General features: G+C 72.2%; 20 protein-coding genes. 2 read left to right on the forward strand and 18 right to left on the reverse strand.

The features are described from left to right. Positions 1-11: 11 nt before the first annotated feature. From HUN58_RS19860 to HUN58_RS19925, 14 genes are all read right to left on the reverse strand, one after another. Complete coding sequence (locus tag HUN58_RS19860) at positions 12-1,199, reverse strand: ABC transporter permease (protein ID WP_180225731.1); 1,188 nt, start codon at positions 1,197-1,199, stop codon at positions 12-14. Continuing rightward, on the reverse strand, positions 1,196-1,963 hold the full coding sequence (locus HUN58_RS19865) for an ABC transporter ATP-binding protein (RefSeq protein WP_141860184.1): 768 nt from the start codon (positions 1,961-1,963) through the stop codon (positions 1,196-1,198). The genes HUN58_RS19860 and HUN58_RS19865 overlap by 4 nt, the downstream gene beginning before the upstream one ends. Next, positions 1,960-2,175, reverse strand: coding sequence for a hypothetical protein (locus HUN58_RS19870; protein WP_208745698.1), 216 nt, complete (start codon positions 2,173-2,175; stop codon positions 1,960-1,962). Before HUN58_RS19870 ends, HUN58_RS19865 begins: the two co-directional genes overlap by 4 nt. A gap of 64 nt (positions 2,176-2,239) precedes the next feature. Beyond that, on the reverse strand, positions 2,240-2,911 hold the full coding sequence (locus HUN58_RS19875; protein ID WP_208745699.1) for a hypothetical protein: 672 nt from the start codon (positions 2,909-2,911) through the stop codon (positions 2,240-2,242). Then, entirely contained in the window at positions 2,911-3,399 is a 489-nt protein-coding gene (locus HUN58_RS19880; protein ID WP_208745476.1) for a hypothetical protein, read from the reverse strand. The genes HUN58_RS19875 and HUN58_RS19880 overlap by 1 nt, the downstream gene beginning before the upstream one ends. Before the next feature lie 50 nt (positions 3,400-3,449). Further along, complete coding sequence (locus tag HUN58_RS19885; protein WP_208745477.1) at positions 3,450-3,800, reverse strand: hypothetical protein; 351 nt, start codon at positions 3,798-3,800, stop codon at positions 3,450-3,452. Continuing rightward, on the reverse strand, positions 3,718-5,043 hold the full coding sequence (locus HUN58_RS21230; RefSeq protein ID WP_368075785.1) for a histidine kinase dimerization/phospho-acceptor domain-containing protein: 1,326 nt from the start codon (positions 5,041-5,043) through the stop codon (positions 3,718-3,720). Before HUN58_RS21230 ends, HUN58_RS19885 begins: the two co-directional genes overlap by 83 nt. A 122-nt stretch (positions 5,044-5,165) precedes the next feature. Next, a complete protein-coding gene (locus HUN58_RS19895) occupies positions 5,166-5,762 on the reverse strand; it encodes a response regulator transcription factor (protein ID WP_208745701.1) in 597 nt (198 codons plus the stop codon). Between the two features lie 41 nt (positions 5,763-5,803). Further along, the gene (locus HUN58_RS19900; RefSeq protein WP_208745479.1) at positions 5,804-6,358 is read right to left on the reverse strand and encodes a DUF2231 domain-containing protein; all 555 of its coding nucleotides are present in this window, start codon (positions 6,356-6,358) and stop codon (positions 5,804-5,806) included. Between the two features lie 85 nt (positions 6,359-6,443). After that, on the reverse strand, positions 6,444-8,612 hold the full coding sequence (locus HUN58_RS19905; protein WP_114850293.1) for an ATP-dependent Clp protease ATP-binding subunit: 2,169 nt from the start codon (positions 8,610-8,612) through the stop codon (positions 6,444-6,446). Positions 8,613-8,665: 53 nt separating this feature from the next. After that, entirely contained in the window at positions 8,666-10,060 is a 1,395-nt protein-coding gene (locus HUN58_RS19910) for an MFS transporter (RefSeq protein WP_114850294.1), read from the reverse strand. A 182-nt stretch (positions 10,061-10,242) separates the two neighbouring features. After that, positions 10,243-10,521, reverse strand: a complete 279-nt coding sequence (tatA, locus tag HUN58_RS19915; protein ID WP_058740778.1) for a twin-arginine translocase TatA/TatE family subunit — start codon at positions 10,519-10,521, stop codon at positions 10,243-10,245. 237 nt (positions 10,522-10,758) lie between these two features. Next, a complete protein-coding gene (locus tag HUN58_RS19920; protein WP_217488565.1) occupies positions 10,759-12,225 on the reverse strand; it encodes a sugar transferase in 1,467 nt (488 codons plus the stop codon). A 101-nt stretch (positions 12,226-12,326) separates the two neighbouring features. Continuing rightward, positions 12,327-15,005: a hypothetical protein gene (locus HUN58_RS19925; protein ID WP_208745702.1), complete on the reverse strand. Its 2,679-nt coding sequence runs from the start codon at positions 15,003-15,005 to the stop codon at positions 12,327-12,329. Positions 15,006-15,297: 292 nt separating this feature from the next. On the opposite strand from HUN58_RS19925, the gene HUN58_RS19930 reads away from it, so the two are divergent. Both HUN58_RS19930 and HUN58_RS19935 read left to right on the forward strand, forming a co-directional pair. Next, entirely contained in the window at positions 15,298-15,696 is a 399-nt protein-coding gene (locus HUN58_RS19930) for a pilus assembly protein CpaE (RefSeq protein WP_114850296.1), read from the forward strand. A 108-nt stretch (positions 15,697-15,804) separates the two neighbouring features. After that, a complete protein-coding gene (locus HUN58_RS19935) occupies positions 15,805-16,635 on the forward strand; it encodes an aldo/keto reductase (RefSeq protein WP_114850297.1) in 831 nt (276 codons plus the stop codon). A 79-nt stretch (positions 16,636-16,714) separates the two neighbouring features. Here HUN58_RS19935 and HUN58_RS19940 read toward each other — a convergent pair whose 3' ends face one another. From HUN58_RS19940 to HUN58_RS19955, 4 genes are all read right to left on the reverse strand, one after another. Continuing rightward, entirely contained in the window at positions 16,715-17,863 is a 1,149-nt protein-coding gene (locus HUN58_RS19940; RefSeq protein WP_180225733.1) for a class I SAM-dependent methyltransferase, read from the reverse strand. 513 nt (positions 17,864-18,376) lie between these two features. Continuing rightward, positions 18,377-18,748 carry a hypothetical protein gene (locus HUN58_RS19945; RefSeq protein WP_208745703.1) on the reverse strand — a complete coding sequence of 124 codons (372 nt, stop codon included), beginning with the start codon at positions 18,746-18,748 and terminating at the stop codon, positions 18,377-18,379. Positions 18,749-18,944: 196 nt separating this feature from the next. Beyond that, the gene (locus HUN58_RS19950; RefSeq protein WP_114850433.1) at positions 18,945-19,355 is read right to left on the reverse strand and encodes a MerR family transcriptional regulator; all 411 of its coding nucleotides are present in this window, start codon (positions 19,353-19,355) and stop codon (positions 18,945-18,947) included. Positions 19,356-19,538: 183 nt separating this feature from the next. Then, positions 19,539-20,549, reverse strand: a complete 1,011-nt coding sequence (locus HUN58_RS19955) for a DnaJ C-terminal domain-containing protein (protein ID WP_114850301.1) — start codon at positions 20,547-20,549, stop codon at positions 19,539-19,541. Between the last annotated feature and the right edge of the window lie 16 nt (positions 20,550-20,565).

Raw genomic sequence — 20,565 nt, forward strand, 5'->3', positions numbered from 1 at the left:
CGCGACCGCCCTCAGACCGCTGCGAGCGCCGAAGTCGGGGGTATCCGCGCTGCTCGTGCCGCCGGGTAGATCCCGGAGACGCCGCCGATCACCACGGTGGCGCCCAGCCCACCGCCGACGGCCCAGAGGGGTACCGCGATCGGCCAGCCCTGAACGAGCGCGAAGACGACCGTCACCCCGAGTCCGATCATGACGCCGGCGAGCCCACCGATGAAGGACAGCAGCAACGACTCGACCAGGAACTGGTCGCGGATGGTGCGACGCCGGGCACCGAGCGCCCGTCGCACACCGACCTCGGCACGGCGTTCCAGCACGGTGATCACCATGGTGTTCGCGACACCGATGCCCCCGACCAGCAGTGCGACACCGCCGATGCCGATGAGCAGCCCAGTGAAGGAGTCGTCGGTGGCGTTCTTCGCGGCGAGCGCGTCGGACGGCCGGGTGACGGCGACGTCCTGCGGGCTCAGCGGACTGATCGCACGGGCGAGCCGGGAGCGCACCTCGGCCACCCGCTCGCCGTCGACACGCGTGTACACGGCGGTCGGGTGCCCGTCGAACCCGGCATCCGCTGCGAACCCGCGCGGCACGTAGACCTGACCGTCGAGGTCCGGTGCGAGCTCCATCGGTGCCAGCACCCCGACGACCTGGACCCACTGCCCGCCGATCCAGACGCGGCTGTCGGGGCGCACCTCCTGGATGCCCAGGGCCTCGGCGGCGAACGATCCGAGCACCACCTGGGCGGGTGCGTCGGCGTGGGGGTCGAGCCATCGTCCCAAGGCCACCTCGCCGCCCAGCACCCGCGGCAGGTCGCCCCACGCCGCCATGACACCCAGGCCCTTGGACTGCGCGGCCGGCACCAGGCTGTTGCGGTACACCCGGGCGTCGGGAACGGTCCCGACACCCGAGACGAGCTCGACCGCGTCCTGCCGGGCGATCGAGTCGACCGCCGTGGACGGCAGCGGTGGGGTCTCACCGAACCCCTGCGCCTCGGTCACGGTCAACACGTTCGTGCCGAGCCGGTCCAGGACCTGGTCGAGGGCCGCCTTGCTCGAGGACGAGATCCCGACGACGGCGATCATCGCCGCGATGCCGATGGCGATGCCGAGCGCCGACAGGACCACCCGCCCGGGACGTGTCCGGAGCCCGAAGACCCCGAGTCGGAGCAGGTCGACGGGGGCCAGCGCAGCTCGGCGGCTCATGCGGCACCCGCCGTCGCCCGGACGCCGTCGGCGATGCCGCGGACCGCGGACACGTCGGTGCCCGAATCGGCCTGGACCCGCCCGTCACGCATCCGGACGGCTCGGGGCAGCGATGCCGCCAGGTCCAGGTCGTGGGTGATGACGAGCACGGTGGTGCCGCCCGCGTTGAGCTCGCGGAGCAACTCGACGATCGCGCTGCCCGAGGCGCTGTCGAGTGCCCCCGTCGGCTCGTCCGCGAGCAGGATCGTGGGCGAGCCGACGATCGCACGGGCGATCGCGACCCGCTGCTTCTCCCCGCCGGACAGCTCGTTCGGACGGTGGTCGACCCGGTGTCCCAGTCCGACCTGACCGAGCGCACGGACGGCACGGCGGAGACGTTCGCGACGCGGGGTGCCGGTGTAGAGCAGGCCGTCCGCGACGTTCTCGCAAGCGGTCGCCCCGGACTGCAGGTGGAAGTGTTGGAAGACGAAGCCGATGTGCTCGGCACGCAGCGCCGACAGGTCGTCGTCCCGCATCGCGCCGACGTCGTTCCCCGCGATGTGCAGGGTGCCCGAGGTCGGCCGGTCGAGCGTGCCGACGATGTTGAGCATCGTCGACTTGCCCGACCCCGACGGCCCGACGACCCCGACGAGTTCGCCGGTGGCGACGTCCAACGACACGCGGTCGAGCGCGCGGACGTCGCCGTAGACCTTGCTGACGTCCCGGAGTGCGAGGACCGGCGCAGCGCCGCCCTCGGCCGTGCGGGCGCCGTCGTCCGTGCTCACGAGGGCACCACCACGCGATCGCCCTGGCGCACGGCGCCGTCGATGGCGGCACGGCCCTCGGCAACGAACGACACGGTCACCGGGACCCGCTCGGTCGCCCCGGACGACCGGACGACGTCGAGCGCGAACGCCTTCCCGTCGCCGGCGACGAGGGCCGCGACCGGGACGGAGAGCACGTCGTGTGCGGACTGCCCGGACGCCGTCACCTGCACCGAGCCGCCTTGTGGGACGTCCCGGTCGCCCGGGTCGAACGCGATCGTGACCTCGACGGTGCCGTCACCCTGGTCCTCGTCCTGCCGGGTGTCGCCGCATGCTGACCGTCGTCCCGACCGCGAGCCGCTGCTCGTCGGCGGGCTGCACGGTGACGAGTGCCACCGGGGTGGTCCCCGTGAGCTGCAGGACGTCGCCGTTGACCGGTGCGCCGAGCTGCGCCGTCCGCGACGCGACCCGGACCTCGCCCGGGACGAACGCGATGTCGTCGGCGCCCAGGGAGCCGTCGACGGTCAGGACGTCGTCCACCGAGACGCCGTAGCCGAGCGCGGCGAGGTTCTCGTTCAGCTGGTGCACGTCGGCGCCCTCCGCGCCGCGTGTCAGGTCGCGCCAGAGCGGGACACTGCCGTACATGGCCCGGACGGGATGCTCGTCCACGGCGTACAGCGGCTGGTCCCGGGCGATCACCTTTCCCGGTTCGGGCAACCACGTGACCGTGCCCGTCGCGCTCCCCGGCAACGGCACCGGTCGGTCGAAGCCGAGGCTGCCGGAGAACACCTTCGTGTCGGTCAGGTCGCCCTTGGTGATGGTCGTCGTCGCGGGTGCGGGGGTCTGCCGTGCCGACGCCGGCGCGGAGTCCGCCGGTGTGACGACGCTCCAGGCGGCGACCCCGGCGCCCAGGACCGCGGCCACGAAGCACGTCGACACCACGACGTGACGTGCGCGCGATGCCGCCATCAGTGCACCTCGACGTCGTAGGCCTCGGCCAGACACGCCTTCTCGACCGGACCGAACGCCGTGGCGTCCTCCGGCTCGTACGCAGCCTGTCCCTGGGCGTCGTCGGGGTAGTCCTCGAAGCCCTGCCGTCGGACGCACTCGCCCAGCGCGCGGTCCGCCTTCGGGTCATGCGGGAGTTCGGCGGCGCCTGCCTGTCCGTCCGGGCTGACCTGCTTCGAGCACGCCGTGATCGCCTCGTCGAACGCCTCTGGCGAAGCGCCGTCCGGCAGGGTTGCGGTCGTGCTGTCACCCGTGTCCCCGCTGTCGTCCCACTCGAAGCCCTTCGATCGGATGCAGTCGCCGAACGCGGCGTCCTCGGCAGCCTTGCTGTTCGCCGAGCTCTGACTGCTCGGCTTCGTGGTGGTCCCGCTCGACGAGCACCCGGCCAGGAGCGCGGGTGCGAGCAGTGCGGCGGCGACGACGCCGAGGACGGTCTTCGTGGTGATCACGGGGGTCTTCCTGGTGCGGTTCTGGTGAGGGGCGGAGGTGGACGGACGCATCAGCGGTCGACCGCCTGGGTGTCGGGCGCGAACTCGGCCAGGCACGCCGATGCGGCGTCGGCGAACCCGGGTTCGTCCGCGCGGGGGTAGTCGTTGAAGTCGAGGACGCCCGGCTGTTGTTCGGGCAGGTCGTCGAAGCCGCGGTCGCGGATGCAGTCGGCGACCTTGGCGTACTGCCGCTCCCACTGCTGCTGCTGCGCGGCATCGGCGCGTTCGACACCGACCTGCTCCGAGCACTCCTGGGCCTGTCGGGTGAACGCCTGTCCGTCACCGCCGTCCGGTGCCGGGTAGGTACCGGTGCGGACCGACTCGTCGTCCGGGTCCTCGACGTCCAGTCCGGCGTCCCGCATGCACGCACCCCACCGAGCGCCGACTCCGCTGGCGGAGGACGTGGAGTCGGACGACGCCGGTGAGGACGTGCATGCAGCGAGCGACAGCGGCGCTGCGACGATGAGGGCTGCGACCACGGTGCAGCGGACCATCTTCTGCCATGTCGTGTGTGTCATGTTCCGAGTTCAGCAGGTACCGTGTTGCGCCAGCGTCACCCGGCGGGTCCCACCGACGAAACACCGACCGCGACCCGGAGGCCGCCTCGCTCGCCGGGCGCCAGGACGAGGCTCCAGCCGTGCGCGGTGACGATCGCGGTGATGATCGACAGCCCGAGACCGCTGTGCCGGTGCGAGCCGGTCTGTGCGCCACGACGGAAGGGCTGCGACAGCGCGGCGATCTCCCCGCGTGCAGCTCGACCCGGACGACGCCGCCGGGGACGTTGTACTCGACGGCGTTGTCGAGCAGGTTGCCCAGCAGCTGCTGGACGAGGACGGGTTCTCCGACCACCCCGTCGGGCGCGGTCCCCTCGACCGACAGGGAGACTCCCGTCACCGCAGCAGCGGCGCGGACACCGCCCACCGCAGCCGCGACGCACGATCCGAGGTCGACCAGGACCGAGCTGCCCTCCAGACCGCGTTCGGCCTCGGCGAGGACCAGGAGCGACTCGACCAGGTGCTCGGTCCGCCGGTTCTGCTCGAGCATCTCCGTCCGCGCAGCGACCACGTCGGGTGGTGTGGCGTCGTCCGGCAGTCCGATCTGGAGCGTCGCACGCTGGACGGCCAGCGGCGTCCGCAGCTCGTGCGCCGCGTGCGACACGAACCGGCGCTGGGCCTCGAACGCGGCCTCGAGCCGGTCGAGCAGCGCGTCGATGGTGCGGGAGAGGCGGCGGAGTTCGTCGTCCGGACCGTCGAGCGCGATCCGTTCGTCGAGCGTCGTCGCCGAGATCCGGTTCGCGGTGGCGGTGATCCGGTCGATCGGCGAGAGCATCCGTCGACTGACGAACCAGCCGATCCCACCCGCCAGGCCGCCGGCCACCACGACCGCCGACGTGGACCACTGCCACTGCTGCTCGGCGACGACCGCGATCAGCGCCACCTCGCGGTCCGCGTCGGCCACGTCGGCACCCTGCGGACCACGATCGTCCGGCAGGAGCTCAGCCCGTCCGCGCCGCGACGCTTCCGTGGACACCACCCCCTCGATGGCTGCGAGGGACCACTGGGACGCCAGGTTGACGAACGCGAGTGATGCCGCGACGAGCGCCATCGCCGCCAGCGCGAACGTCAGAGCCGTCCGCGCCCGGAGACTCAGCGACCGCCAGCGCCACCGCGACCGCCAGCGCCACCGCGACCGCGACCGCGATCCGGCACGTGGTCGCGGTCGCCTGCTCACAGTGCGTACCCCTGACCCGGCACCGTGCGGATCGGGTCGGGGGCGCCGAGCTTCCTGCGCAGCTTCGACATCGTCACCCGCACCGCCGACGTGAACGGGTCGGTGTGCACGTCCCAGACCTTCTCGAGCAGCTCCTCGGCCGAGACGTACCGACCGTCCGCCCGCAGCAGCACCTCGAGGACGCCGAGCTCCTTCGACGTCAGGTCGAGCGGACGCCCGTCCCGGGTCACCGTGCGGCGGTTCGGGCCGAGCGCCCGCACCCTGGCCACCAGTTCCGGGTACTCGAACGGCTTCGCCAGGTAGTCGTCCGCGCCGAGTTCCAGGCCGTGCACCCGGTCGGCGAGGGTCGTCGCCGCGGTGAGCATCAGGATGCGGGTGAGCGCGCCACGCGCCGCGAGTCGGCGGGCCACCACGTCGCCGTGCAGACCCGGCACGTCACGGTCGAGCACGACCACGTCGTAGTCGTTCACGGCGAGGAGCTCGTCAGCGTCGTCCCCGCGGTACGCGACGTCCGCCACCATGCCCTGCCGTGCGAGGCCCCTGGCGATCAGGTCGGCCAGTGCTGTCTCGTCGTCCACCACCAGGATGCGCATGTAGCGATCACATCTGATGTTCCAGTGGACCGGCTGGGAACTCAGCGGTCGAACGGTACCTCGCCGTGGTCGCTCACACCGGCACGCTGGCGGTACGCCAGGTGCCCTCCGAGGTAGCCGCCGACGCTCACGACGAGCAGTCCGGCGAACCCGGTGAGCTTGCCGACACCGTGGTTCCCGGCCCGGCGCTGCATCCACGACAGGCCGTACAGCGAGATGCCGATCCAGTTGACGGCCTGGTGCACCCAGCCGGTACGCAACTGCTCACGGTCGAGCTCCGCCCAGTCCACGTAGCCGGCGACGCTCGCGCCGCTCGCGGAGACCAGTCCGACACCGACCAGGGTCTTCGCGGCCCGGGCGTTGCCACGACCGCCCAGCAGGTCGAGCACCGCCGCAGAGATCCAGGCGCCGAGCGGGACCTGCACCATCAGCGGGTGGACGGGGTGCCCGAGCGGGACGCCGTGCAGCAGCTGCCGCAGGGCTCGGGGACGCGCCGTGGCGCGGACCACCGCGCGGTCGAGGTCGACGGCCTTGTCGAGGACGCCGGCCCCCTCGATGGTCTCGGTCAGGCGACGGAACACGCGCAGCTCAGGCATGCGTTGCACGGTAGGCCTGGAGGCGCGGTGCCGGTCCCAGGGACCGGCACCGCGCCTCCAGGCCAGATGCCGTGCACCCGCCGCATCACTCCTCGACGATCTCCGCCAGTTCGAACGGTTCGACGACGAGCGCGTCGCCGCCGTCGGCGACGTCCACCCGCACCGTGTCGCCGTCGCGCACGGCCCCCGACAGGATGCCGCGCGCGAGCTGGTCGTCGATCTGCCGCTGCATCAACCGGCGGAGCGGGCGCGCCCCGTACACCGGGTCGTACCCGCGCTCGGCGAGCCAGCCACGTGCCTGCGGCGTGACCGCGAGCTCGAGCCGCCGGTCGGACAGGCGGCGGGCGAGCCGGTCGACGTACAGCGAGACGATCTGACCGAGGTCGTCGCTCGTGAGCGCCTGGAACACGACGATGTCGTCGAGCCGGTTCACGAACTCGGGACGGAACGCCTGCTGCACGAGCTCGCGGACCGCCTCCTCGCGCTGCGCGTCCGACAGGGACAGATCCGTCATGAACTGCGAGCCGAGGTTCGACGTCAGGATGAGGATAGTGTTCCGGAAGTCGACCGTCCGACCCTGCCCGTCGGTCAGTCGTCCGTCGTCGAGCACCTGGAGCAGGACGTCGAAGACCTCCGGGTGCGCCTTCTCGACCTCGTCGAGCAGCACGACGGAGTAGGGCCGACGCCGGACGGTCTCGGTGAGCTGCCCGCCGGCCTCGTAGCCGACGTACCCGGGCGGGGCGCCGATGAGCCGCGCGACCGAGTGCTTCTCGCCGTACTCGCTCATGTCGATCCGGACGAGGGCCTTCTCGTCGTCGAACAGGAACTCGGCGAGCGCCTTCGCGAGCTCGGTCTTGCCGACACCGGTGGGACCGAGGAACAGGAACGAGCCCGTCGGACGGTCCGGGTCGGAGATGCCTGCGCGGGTCCGCCGGACGGCCTCGGACACGGTGCCGACCGCGCTCCGCTGCCCGATGATCCGGCGGCCGAGCTCGGTCTCCAGGTGCAGCAGCTTCTCGGTCTCGCCCTGCAGCAGACGCCCCATCGGGATGCCCGTCCACTGCGCGATCACGGCGGCGATGTCCTCGTCGGTGACGCTGTCGTTGACCATGCGCTCGGCACTCTCGGCCTGCTCGGCGGCGGCGAGCTCGGCCTCGATGCGCGGCTTCTCGCCGTACTCGAGCCGGGACACCGTCTCGTAGTCGGCCTCGCGCTGCGCCCGCTGGCTGCGCATGTTCAGCTCGTCGAGCTGCTGCTTCAGCTCACCGATCCGGTTCAGGCTGGCCCGCTCGGCCTGCCAGCGCTGCTCGAGCTCGTCGAGCAGCGTCTGCCGTCCGGCGAGCTCGGCGCGCAGCGTCTCGAGGCGCGCCTTCGAGGCGTCGTCCTTCTCCTGCTTCAGCGCGAACTCCTCGACGCGCAGCCGGTCGACGGTGCGCTTGAGCTCGTCGATCTCGACCGGGCTGGAGTCGATCTCCATGCGGAGTCGGCTCGCGGCCTCGTCGATCAGGTCGATGGCCTTGTCGGGCAGCTGACGGCCGGAGATGTACCGGTTCGACAGGCTCGCCGCGGCCACCAGCGCGGAGTCGTTGATCGTCACCTTGTGGTGCGCCTCGTACCGCTCCTTGAGTCCGCGCAGGATCGCAACGGTGTCCTCGACCGTGGGCTCCCCCACGAAGACCTGCTGGAAGCGGCGCTCGAGCGCGGCGTCCTTCTCGATGTACTCGCGGTACTCGTCGAGCGTCGTCGCGCCGATGAGCCGGAGCTCACCGCGCGCGAGCATCGGCTTGAGCATGTTCGACGCCGCGACCGATCCCTCACCGCCGCCGGCGCCCATCAGGGTGTGCAGCTCGTCGATGAAGGTGATGACCTGCCCGTCCGACTCGTCGATCTCCTTGAGGACGGCCTTGAGCCGCTCCTCGAACTCACCCCGGTACTTGGCACCGGCGATGAGCGCGGACATGTCGAGCGAGACGAGGCGCTTGTCCTTGAGCGAGTCGGCGACGTCCCCGGCGACGATGCGCTGTGCGAGCCCCTCGACGACGGCGGTCTTGCCGACACCGGGCTCACCGATGAGCACCGGGTTGTTCTTCGTGCGGCGGGTGAGCACCTGCGACACCCGGCGGATCTCGGCGTCCCGGCCGACGACCGGGTCGAGCTTGCCGCTCCGGGCGATCGCGGTGAGGTCGACGCCGTACTGCTCGAGGGCGGTCTTCTGCCGTTCCTGCGAGTCGGGAGCGCCCTGGAGGTTCGCCATGCGGTCCGTCCTTTCCGTGCCGTGGAGTTGTACTTGAGCCTACTCGACTCAACTCATGTGCGCGCGGGATCATTCCGGATCCCGACCGCGCTGACGACGGCGCCGGCGGCGAGCAGGCACGCCATCACGACCGCGGCGCGGTGGAACCCGGCGGTGTTCATCCCACCACCGAGGACGACCCCGGCGAGCGCCACCGTCACCAGGCTGGCGATCCGCGCGAGGGCGTTGTTCACGGCCGACCCGACGCCGGCCCCGGACTCCGGGACCGACCCGAGCACCGCACTGGTCAGGGGCGTCACCATCGTGGCGATCCCGACCCCCACGAGCACCAGGCCCGGGAGCACCGACCACCAGTACGCCCGCGGGTCCTGACCGGCGGCGATCATGAGGAGCGCACCGACGGCGGCGACCGCGGGGCCGGCCGCCATGAACCACCGCGGGCCGTAGCGTCCGGCCAGGACTCCGACGGTGGAGGACAGCAGCAGGAGCAGCAGGGTCGGGGGCAGCGTCGCGAGGCCGGCGAGCCAGGCCGGGAAGCCCCAGACCTCCTGGACGAAGAGCGTCACGACGAAGCCGACCATGCCGAGCGCGCCGTAGACGGACAGCGTCGCCGCGTTGCCGACCGAGAAGTTCCGCGCCCGGAAGAGTTCGAGCGGCACGAGCGGCACCCGACCGGCCCGGGTGACGTGTCGCTCCCACGGGACGAACGCCAGCAGGGACGCGGCACCGACCACCAGGGCCACGACGACCACGGGGGCGGTCCAGCCGAGGCGCTCCTGCTCGATCAGCCCGAGCACCGCCCCGCCGACGCCGAGCACCGCGAGCACCGCACCCGTGACGTCGATCCGCGGCCGGTGTGCCGGGTGCACGTCGCCGGTGATCCGGGTCACGAGCACGATCGTGACGACGATCGGCGCCGTTGTGAGCACGAAGATCCACCGCCAGCCGATCCCGTCGACGATGAGCCCGCCGACCAGCGGACCGAGGATCATCGCCGCGCTCGACCAGCCGGTCCACGTCCCGATCGCCTTCGTCTGCGCCGACCCCCGGAACGCCGCGACGATGAGCGCGAGCGAGCTCGGGGTGACGAGGGCGCCGCCGACGCCCTGCAGCGCGCGGGCGACGATGAGCACCGCCCCGGTGGGGGCGACGGCGCACACCACCGATGCGACCCCGAAGACGACGAGTCCCCACCTGACGATGCGGACCCGTCCGAACGCGTCGGAGAGCGACCCCGCGACGAGGATCAACGACCCGAGCGTCACCAAGTAGGCGTCGACGACCCACTGCTGCACGACGAGCCCGCCGCCGAGGTCCTGGCGGATCACGGGGAGCGCCACGTTCACGACGCTCGTGTCGAGACCCACCACGAACGAGGCGAGGATCGCGACGACGAGCACGGTGCGCCGGTCGTCCCGCAGGGGTGCCGTGGCGGCCGGGGCGCTCATCGGCCCATCATCCTCCGCCGGCGATGCGGGCGCTCCGACCGGCTCCAAGGCGCGCGACGCGAGCTGTCCCGCGCCGCAGCCGGACGGACCCCGGCAACGCCGAAGCCCCCGCGACCGGTGGTCGCGGGGGCTGCCGACAGGACGGGGCTGGGTCCTGGATCCGTGGGGGAACCGGCGGTGCGTTACTGCCGGCTGTCCGAGTTCGGCTGCACCGAGGGGCCGGGGTTGACCACTGGCTGTGCGGGAGCGGCCGACTGCGCCGTGCCCGTGGTGGTGTCCGGCGCGACGGTGGTGACCGTCGTGTCGTCCTTGCCCTTCTTGTCGTCACCCATCTCCTTCTTGAAGATGTTGATCGACTGACCGAGGCCCTTGGCGAGTGCCGGGAGCTTGGTCGCACCGAACAGCAGGATGATGATGCCGAGGATGATCAGCAGGTGCACCCCGCCGAGGCCTTGCAACATGGTGACTCCTTGGATCGAGTTCTGGTCGCCGCTGGTTCCGAGTCGCCGTCGACACGTCGGGCGGAAGTCCGTGGTGCGTCCATGCTAACCCGCACGCTCCCGGAAGCACAGGCGAGCGCCGGAACCGTCACCGTTCGCACAGGCAGACGCCGCACGGCAGCACCCCCGGAGGCCGTTGCTCTCCGGGGGTGCGCCGTTCCGGTCGCGGGTCAAGGCACGGCCGGGGTCGGTGGGCGGCTAGTAGGCGCCGCGGGAACGCAGCACGGACGGGATCGTCCGCGCGAGGATGACGACGTCGTGCAGGAACGACCAGTTCTCGACGTAGTGCAGGTCGAGCCGGACGCCCTCGGCCCAGTCCAGGTCGGAGCGACCGCTGACCTGCCAGAGCCCGGTGATGCCCGGGGTCACGAGCAGGCGGCGATCCGCGAAGTCCCGGTAGACGGCGACCTCGCGCGGGAGCGCCGGACGTGGCCCCACCAGGCTCATCGTGCCGGTCAGGACGTTCCAGAGCTGCGGGAGCTCGTCGAGCGACGTCCGGCGGAGGAACGCGCCGACGCGGGTCACCCGCGGGTCGGCCTGCATCTTGAACAGGGGACCTGCGCCCTGGTTGTACTGCGCGAGGTCGGCGACGCGCGATTCGGCGTCGACGCACATCGTCCGGAACTTCAGGATCGGGAACTCCTGCCCGCCGCGGCCCACGCGCGCCTGCCGGAACAGCACCGGCCCGCCGTCGTCGAGCCGGATCGCCGCCGCGACGACGGCGAACACCGGCGCGAGGAGCACGAGTCCGAGCGTCGCCGCGACGACGTCGAGGACCCGCTTGCCCGCGCGGCGCCGGTAGTCCGGGAGTTCGACGTGCATGAGCGGCAGACCGTCCACGGGGCGCTCGTGCACCCGGCCGGCGGCGATGTCCGCGAGCGGCGACGACACCACGAGCTCGACCCCGCGCTCCTCGAGCTCCCACCCGAGCCGCCGGAGCCGCTCGTGACCACCCCGCACGGCACCCGCGACGACCACGGCCGCGACGCCGGTCGACGCCGCGAGGTCGAGCACCCGGTCGAGCCCGCCGAGCACGGGCAGCCGGACCCCGTCGAGGTCGACGAGGCCGTCCGGGGCCGGGCAGTCCGTGACGACCCCACCGACGCGGTACCCGGCTGCCGGCGTCACGACGATCCGTCGCCCGACGTAGCGGACGTCGTCCAGGTCGCCGACGAGCAGGACGTCCTGCAGCCGCCGACCCCGGGCACGCTGCCCCGCGAGCACGGTGCGGACGGCCTTCCGTCCGAGTGCGAGCAGCACGAGACCGACGGGGAACGCGATCGCGACGTAGCCGCGGGCGAGGTCGAGTCGGACGGCGTACGCGACGATCGCGACCGCGGCGCCGGTGAGCAGGCTCGCCGTGAGGAGCCGGCGGTACTCGTCACCGCCGACCCCGACGATCCGCGGGTGCCGCGTGCGGAAGACCGACAGCATCGTCATCCAGAGCACGACGATGCAGGGCGCGACGAGGAACTCGGTCCACCCCGGCGCGGTGTGCACCGGTGGCACCTCCCAGGGGAAGCGGAGCAGGTGCGCCGTCGTGAAGGCGACGGTGAGCAGGACGAGGTCGAGTGTCGCGAGCACGACCGAGAGGCCGGCCGCAGGGCGTCGAGGCGCGGGAGACGCGGCCTCCGTCGAGTGGATCTGGCGCACTGCGAGCGACATCGACGGCCTTCCGGTTCCGGGGAGGGACCGGTCGGGAGCCGATCCCGCGCCCGTCGGCCGACGGAACGCGGGATCAGTATATCAGAGCAGTGTGCAGTATTTCAGAGGTGTTCGTCGAGTGAGCTCAGCACGAAGGGCTCGCCGAGCCGCCGGACGTCGGCGTCGGTCAGCCCGCGGAGCCGGAAGTCGACCCGCTCCCCCGGCAGCAGCGTCATGAACCCGCGGTCGACGGTGCCGGTCGGGGCGAGCCGGTCGGGCTGGACGAGCAGGTCCCGCACGAGGGAGTCCGCCTCGACGACCAGGTCGTGGCCGTCCCCGTCCGCCGCCGGCGTCACCGTGGTCCGGTACCGCGCCGGCTCCCAGCGCACGTCCTTGTCCGGGGTGGCCGTCCACACCGCGCGCCGCCAGTCCATGTCCGCCACGACGAGCTCGCGCGTCGGGTCGTCGAGGACACCGACCGACTCGGGCAGGGCGACGACCGCGACCCCGGCCTCGGACAGGCGGACGGGGAGCGTCACCTCGGCGAGGATCGTGCCCGCGACCGTCACCCGGCGGACGCGCACGACGCTGTCCCGGCCGGCGCGTGCCGACCGCACGGCGACCTCGACGGGCGACTGCCCGAAGGCGCCTGGTGACACCCCGAGGGACAGCGTGTCGGACAGGGTGACCAACTCGGCCGTCCCACCGGCGGCAGCCGACGGGACGTCGTGTTCCGCGCCTCCAGGCTGGTCGTCAGGAGCCGGACGTGACCCGTCGGTCGGACCCGACGCGTCGGCTTGATCAGACCCGTCGGCCTGATCGGGCCCGCCGACGACCCCGACGTCGCCGGGCGCAGCGGCACCAGCCGCCACGGACCCGCGGGTCACCGGCCGGATCGTCAGCAGGACGTCGTCGTACAGGCGACGCAGCTCGTGCGCGAGCGGCTTCAGCCGCCCCGCCGAGTCGACCGCCGACCACGACGACACCGGCCACAGGTCGTTGAGCTGCCACAGCACGACACCTGTGTTGCGCGGCCAGTGCGTGCGCCAGTGCTCGACGCCCGTCGCGACCGCCCGCGCCTGTTGCAGCTGCGTCAGGTAGTGCCAGCGGTCGAACTCCGACGGGTCCACGGAGCCGAACCGCGGCGCGATCCCGCGGGCGAGCTTCGCCATCCCGTCGTCGGCCTTCTGGTGGTGCACGACGCCCGGCGCGTCGACGCGGAGCGGCTCGTCGGTGACGGCGTCCCGCAGGGTGCGCCACGCGGGCGGCGCCTGCCAGCCGAACTCCGACACGAAGCGCGGCACCGAGTCGCGGTAGCGTGGTCGACGTCGTTCGCGAACAGGCTCTCGGACCCGGACCACGGCGACGCGACCGTGTAGAAGCGCGACGGGTCGACCGCGTCGACGATCGTCGGCAGCAGGTCGAGGTAGTAGTCGAGCCCCCAGCCGCGGTCGCCGAGTACGTCGGCCCAGCCGTCGACGTCGTGCAGCCAGATGTTCTCGTTGTTGCCGTTCCAGAGCACGAGCGACGGGTGACCGGAGAGCCGCGCGACGTTGTCCCGTGCCTCGGCGACGACCTCGCTGCGGATCGGCTCGATCTCCGGGTACGCCGCGCAGGCGAACGCGAAGTCCTGCCACACGAGCAGCCCGAGTTCGTCGCACACGTCGTAGAACTCGTCGGACTCGTAGACCCCGCCGCCCCAGACGCGGACGAGGTTCACGCCGAGGTCCGCCGCGACGCGCAGCCGCTCGGACACCCGGACACGGTCTACCGACGTCGACCACGGCGCCGTTCACGACCACGTCGAACGGCTTGCCCACGGCGTCGTCGGTGGTGTCGATGCGCGCCGAACGGAAGCCGGTCTTCGCCGTGTGCCGGTCCAGGACCTCGCCGTCGACCGTCTGCAGCTCGACGGTGACGTCGTACCGCGGTTGCGCGCCGTACCCCCTCGGCCACCAGCGGAGCGCGTCCGGCACCCGCACGGTCACCACGGTCTCGTCGTCCTTCGGGGTCAGCTGCGCCCGGGACCGCTGTCGGGTCGTCCCGCCGTCGACCGTGGGGCCGGCGACCGTGACCACGAGCACCAGGTCGTCGTCCTCGCCGTCCTGGTCGAGGTCGTTCATCCCCGAGCGCTCGACCCGGACGTGCGCGTCGAGGACCCCCTCCCCCGCCTCGACGTCGACGAGGGGCTGGACCTCGGCCAGTCGGGCCGTCGACCACCGCTCGATCGCGACCGGGCGCCACGGCCCGCTCGTGACGGCGGTGAGCCCCCAGTCCCAGCCGAAGTTCGACGCCTGCTTGCGGACGTACGGGAACGGCTCGTCGTACGGGCCGGGCATCGCACCGGCGCGCGCGGCGACGCGGCCGGCCTCGCGGTAGGCCGACTCGAACAGCAGCTCGAGCTCGCGCCGCCCCGTCGGACCGGGGACGTCGTTGAGGTCGAAGCGGTAGCGCCGGTGCATGTTCCGCGTGGTGCCGAGGACGACACCGTCCAGGCTCAGCTCGGCGACGGTGTCCAGGCCGTCGCACACCAGGTCGACGCGCTCGAACCCACGCGGGTCGACGTCGACGTGCCGCCGGTAGGCCCAGTCGGCGCGGCCGACCCAGGCGGAGGCGTCCTCGTTGCGGTCGAACGTCGGGTCGGCGATCACGCCCTCGCGCTCGAGGTCGGTGTGCACCTGCCCGGGGACAGTCGCCGGGAGCGCGCGACCGACGAGGTCGGCGGGTGCCCCGCTCGGCACCTGGTCCCCCGCGATCGCCACGGTCCAGTCGTCACGGAGTTCCTCGCGCTCGAGGGTCATGCGGGTCCTTCTCTGGGCGGACTGGGTCGGGGCTGACGGGACCGGGCGCGGCTCGTGCCGCCACGGTGGTCCTGACACCGGCCGGCGGTCGTGCCCGTGGCCGGTGGGACCGGACGGGAGGCACGACACCGGTCGCCCAGGCGTCGTCGCATCTGCGCACGCGGGCGTCGTGACGACCGCGTGCGCAGGGGTGCTCCGCGATGCTAGTACGCCCGACTCGGTGCGCCCCAGGGGTGGGGACGGATTCCGCGTCGCCGGGCGCGTGACACCGGCTCCGTGGCAGGGTGGACCGGTGATCACCGTCGAGCTCGCCCGGTCCCTCCGCGACGCCGGACTCCGCTGGCACCCGACCACCGGAGACCGCTTCGTCATCGACAAGCCGGGCGTCGACGACGACGTCTACACGGTGTCCGAGATGACCGTCGAGCGGCACGACTACCCGAGCGGCACCGTGCTCGGCTTCAACGGCACGACCGAGTGGGCGCTCGACTCGGTCGAGGCGTCCGAGTCGCTCTGGCTGCCGCGCGAGGACCAGCTCCGCGAGCTCCTCGGCCCGGCCTTCGTCTCGCTCAGCGCGGGCTTCGCGGTGACGGCGACGATCGACGGCGCCGACCGGGAGTTCCCCGCTCCGGACGCGGCACGGGCCTACGCGGAGGCGCTGCTCGCCTACATCACCGCGTCGCTCGCCTAGCCGGGTCGCCCCGTCGCGGCCTCGCTGGCGGGGCGCCCCCGGTCGGGGGACGCGCCCGTCTGGACGTTCCCGGGAAGCGCGCTGGGGGCCGTTTGGTTGCATGTCGTCATGACCGTTCCGAACATCACGCTCAACGACGGAAAGACCATCCCCCAGCTCGGCTTCGGGGTGTTCCAGATCGAGCCGGAGAACACCAAGGAAGCCACCCTCACCGCCCTCGAGGTCGGCTACCGCCACATCGACACCGCCGAGATGTACGGCAACGAGAAGGAGGTCGGCGAGGCCATCGCCGAGTCCGGTATCGACCGCTCGGAGATCTTCGTCACCTCGAAGCTCAACAACGGGTTCCACGACCCGGATGCGGCGCTCGAGAACGGCAAGAAGTCGGCCGACCTGCTCGGCGGCTACACCGACCTGTTCCTCATCCACTGGCCGCTGCCCACGGTGTCGGACTTCGTGCCGACCTGGCAGGCGATGGAGGAGCTCTACCGCGGCGGCACCGCCCGCTCGATCGGTGTCTCGAACTTCCAGACCCACCACCTCAACCGTCTCGCCTCCGAGACCACGATCACCCCGGCCGTGAACCAGATCGAGGTGCACCCGTACCTCGTCCAGGACGAGCTCCGCGCGTACGGCCGCGAGCACGGCATCGCGACCGAGGCCTGGTCCCCGATCGCCCAGGGCCTCGTGCTCGACGACGAGACCATCACCCGGATCGCCGGCAACACCGGCAAGACCCCGGCGCAGGTCGTCCTCCGCTGGCACATCCAGCGCGGTGACATCGTCTTCCCGAAGTCGGTCACCCGCTCGCGCGTCGAGGAGAACTTCGCGATCTTCGACTTCGAGCTCTCCGACGACGACATGACGGCGATCACCTCGCTCGACAAGGGACACCGCACCGGGCCGGACCCGGACACGTTCGACTACGTCCCGGCCTGACGGCCGCCGGTCGCCCAGGGCGACCCACACGACGACGGGAGGCCCGTGGCGCACGCAGCCACCGGCCTCCCGTCGCGCGTCAGGACCGCCGTGAGGCGGTGACCGTGAACTTGGCGGTCCGCACGACCTGCCGCGTCGGCCCGACCGACCGCTCCAGGAGCGGCCGGTACCGCAGGTGCGAGTTCCAGACGCACCACAGTTCACCGCCGGACTGGAGGATCGTGGCCGCGTTCCGGAACATCGCCTCGGCCGCGTCGGTGCTCACCGTCGTGCCCTCGTGGAAGGGCGGGTTGCAGAGCACGAGCTGCGCCGCGCCCTCGTCGAGCTCGTCGCCCGCATCCGACCGCACGACCGCGACCCGGTCGGCCACGCCGTTCGCCGCCGCCGTCGCCCGCGTCGACGCGACCGCGATCGACGAGACGTCCGTCGCGACCACGCGGACCCGCGGCCGGCGCCGCGCGATCGCGGTCGCGATGACGCCGTTGCCGCAGCCCAGGTCGACCACCGTCCGCGCCGTCGGGACCGCCTGGTCGGCGACGTCGAGCAGCACCCGGGTGCCCTGGTCGAGCGACGTGCCCGCGAAGACCCCGCCGTGTGCGACGAGCGTCATGCCGAGCTCGTCCACGTGCACCGCGCGCGGCCACGGGTTCGTCGTGTCCGCCCGCACGGCGGCGGCGCGCAGGGGATCCTGTGCGACGAGGAGCCGGGACTTCCCCCGCCCACGTGACGGGGTGACCTCGCCGAAGTACCGGCGGAGGACGTCGTTCTGGGACAGCGTCATGTGCTTCGTGACCCCGCCGCACAGCAGCACCACGTCCGGGGCGGCCCAGCGTGCGACGGCACGGGCGAGCTCGTCCAGTCGGTCGTTCGACTTCGAGAGCCGGAGCAGCACGAGCCGGACGTCACGGAAGGCCTGCTCGGCGGTCTCGGCGTGCCGGAAGCCGCGCAGCCCGAACGTGCCGGCGGCGGCCTGGAGCGCCCGGACCCCGGCGAGGGAGTCCTGCACGACCCGGACGTCCGAGGCACCGTGCAGTGTGATCAGCCCGAGGGTGAGCACCCCGGCCCGGTCGTCCACGACGGCGACCTCGCCGGGCTGCCGGACCGCGTCGCCGTGCACGTGCGGCGCCTCGTCGAGCAGGAACCGGTCGGTGCCGTCGATGGTCACCAGGTCCGGTCCCCCGTCGCCGGGGTCTCGCCGGAACTGGTCGGCGAAGTCAGACACGCGCATCCGGTCAGCGTACTGAGCGACGCCTGCGACCGGCACGCCGACGCTTTCGTACCTGAGATGTCCACGGCTGGCCCTCGCCCCCCGCCCGCGCGATCGCGCCCTGCACCCCGCTCGACGGCACCGTGCGGTCCGCGCTCGGGAGTCGCGTCGGAGCACTGCTCGACACCGTCCGGCTCGGCGAGTGGGATGCCGTGACCGATGCGGCTGCCCCGGTCCACCGCAGTTCCATCGCGTCGTGCACGAACCCCGTGCTCTGCTCACGGCTCCGAGGGTCCGTCGACGCCCTGACCTTCCGACTCCGCCACGAGGACTTGCCGATCGCACTGCCGTGGGAACGGATCGTCGCACTGCAGCTCGCGGTCGAGGGCGGCGACGGTCGGCTTGCGGAGCGAGCCCTCCGATCGATGCCCCTGCGCCCCGATCCCGACCACGCGCCTGGGTGAGGACGCACTCGCGCCGGACGTCACCGCCATGTCCACGCACTCGGCGCCTGCACCGACTTGGACACCAGGGTCATCGCGTGCTGGTGACCGTGTGCGTCGGGAAGTCCGCGTGGAACTCCGGCTCGTCCCCGTAGGCATCCGCCTCGATGCGCTCGGGTCGCTGCGCCAGGCGCGTGCCGGGCGAGAAGGACACCGCCGGGCCGCCGTCCGCAGTGAACTGGTACTCGATCGACTGCCCGGCTGGAGCCCACAGGAGCGGCTCCTTCCCCCATCGTCCGGATGCCGACACAGCCGTCCCCTGACGCTCACCGCTCAGCCTCCAGGCGCCGCGTTCGATCTCGATGCGGTACCGGTCACCGCCGTAGTAGGACAGTGCGGGGTCCACGCCGTCGTCGACCGAGCGACGCGCTTCCCACCCGTCCCACTCACGTCGCAGGACCACGTCCCGACCAGTGCCGTGAGGACCGGTCCGGTCCGAGCAGTCGACGCCGCGCAGCCGCCCACTCCGAGGACGACCATCGATGCCGCGACGAGCGCGATCCCTTCCCGAACCACCGAACCACGTCCGCGCAAGCGGATGGCCTCCGTTCCGATCAGCGTGAACAGATCGCTCACACTGATACTCTCCGTACGGAAGATCACGACATCGGGCGCCAGAGCACGATCTGCGTGTTCCGCTGCGGTCGCGCCCCGGCGCGGAGTGACACCGCGGCCCCCGTGGTCGTCGCGGCGAACACGCGCGCGCCCGGGCGGTTGATGAGCTGATCCGCGAGGGCCGTCTCGAGCTCACGGACGCGCTCCCGCAGCGCCTTGTTCTCGTTCTCCAACTCGAGCACGCGGCGGATGCCCTCGAGCGAGACGCCCTCGGACCCCAGGCGTGCGATCTCCCGCAGCTGCACGACGTCCCGCATCGAGTAGCGGCGCGATCCGCCGCGGGTCCGGCCGGGCACGACCAGGCCGAGCCGGTCGTACTGCCGCAGCGTCTGCGGGTGCATCTCGGCGAGTTCCGCCGCCGTCGCGATCGCGAAGACGGGCGAGTTCTCGTCCATGTCGGTCACGGCCTCTTCCTCTCCGTCGTCCGCGTGGTGCAGGACCAGCCTGGAGGCCCGGTGCGGCTTCCTGACGGAGCCGCACCGGGCCTCTCCCCACCGGCACGGCCGACCCGCCGCTTCGCGACGGGCCGGCACCGGCAGCGTGGGCCCCGGCCGGTTCGTTGCTGTGGTCGCGCAGCGTCAGCTGCGCGCCTTGGCGAGGAGGTCCTCGCGAGGGTCCTCGTCGGGTAGTGCCGCGCGGAGGGCCTCGACGGCCTCGCGCTGCTTGTCCGACAGGTGCGACGGCACCGCGACCTGCACGGTCGCGAGCAGGTCACCGGTCCCGCTCTTCGTCGCGACCCCGCGTCCCTTGACGCGCAGGACACGACCAGAGGGCGTGCCGGGCGCGACGCGGAGCTTGACGGGCTCGCCGCCGAGCGTCGGGACCTGGATCGTCGCGCCGAGCGCCGCCTCGGCGAACGTCACCGGCACGTCGACCCGCAGGTTGAGCCCGTCGCGCTCGAAGACCGGGTGCTTCCGGACGGAGACGCTGACGACCAGGTCGCCGTCGTCACCCCCGTCCGGACTCGGCTCGCCGCGGCCGCGCAGGCGGATCTTCTGTCCGTCGGCGACGCCGGCGGGGATCCGGACGTTCACCGGCTTGCCGTTGCCCTGCGAGAGCTTGACGGTGTCACCGGCGATCGCAGTGGTGAAGTCGAGCGTCGTCGACGCGGTGACGTCCCGGCCCTTGGTCGGACCGCCGAAGCCGCGGAAGCCGCCGGACGACTGCCCGAAGCCCCCGCCGCCGCCGCCGCCGAACATCCCACCGAGGATGTCCTCGAAGCCACCGGCACCACCGCGACCTCCGCCCTGACCGAAGCGCACGCGCTGCCCGCCCTGTTGGCCGAACATGCCGCCGAAGACGTCCTCGAACCCGCCCTGGGCGCCCGGGCCACCCGCCGTGAAGCGGGCGCCCGAGCCCATGGCGCGGACCTGGTCGTACTCGGCGCGCTGTTCCTTGTCGGAGAGCACCGAGTACGCCTCGCTGATCTCCTTGAAGCGGGACTCGGCCGCGGCGTCCCCCGGGTTGGAGTCCGGGTGGTACTGCCGGGCGAGCTTGCGGTAGGTCTTCTTCAGCTCAGCGTCGCTCGCCGTCTTGTCGACGCCGAGGACCTTGTAGAAGTCCTTGTCGAACCAGTCCTGACTGGCCATCGAGCCCTACCTTCCG

It is taken from the genome of Curtobacterium sp. Csp1 (genome assembly GCF_013347185.1).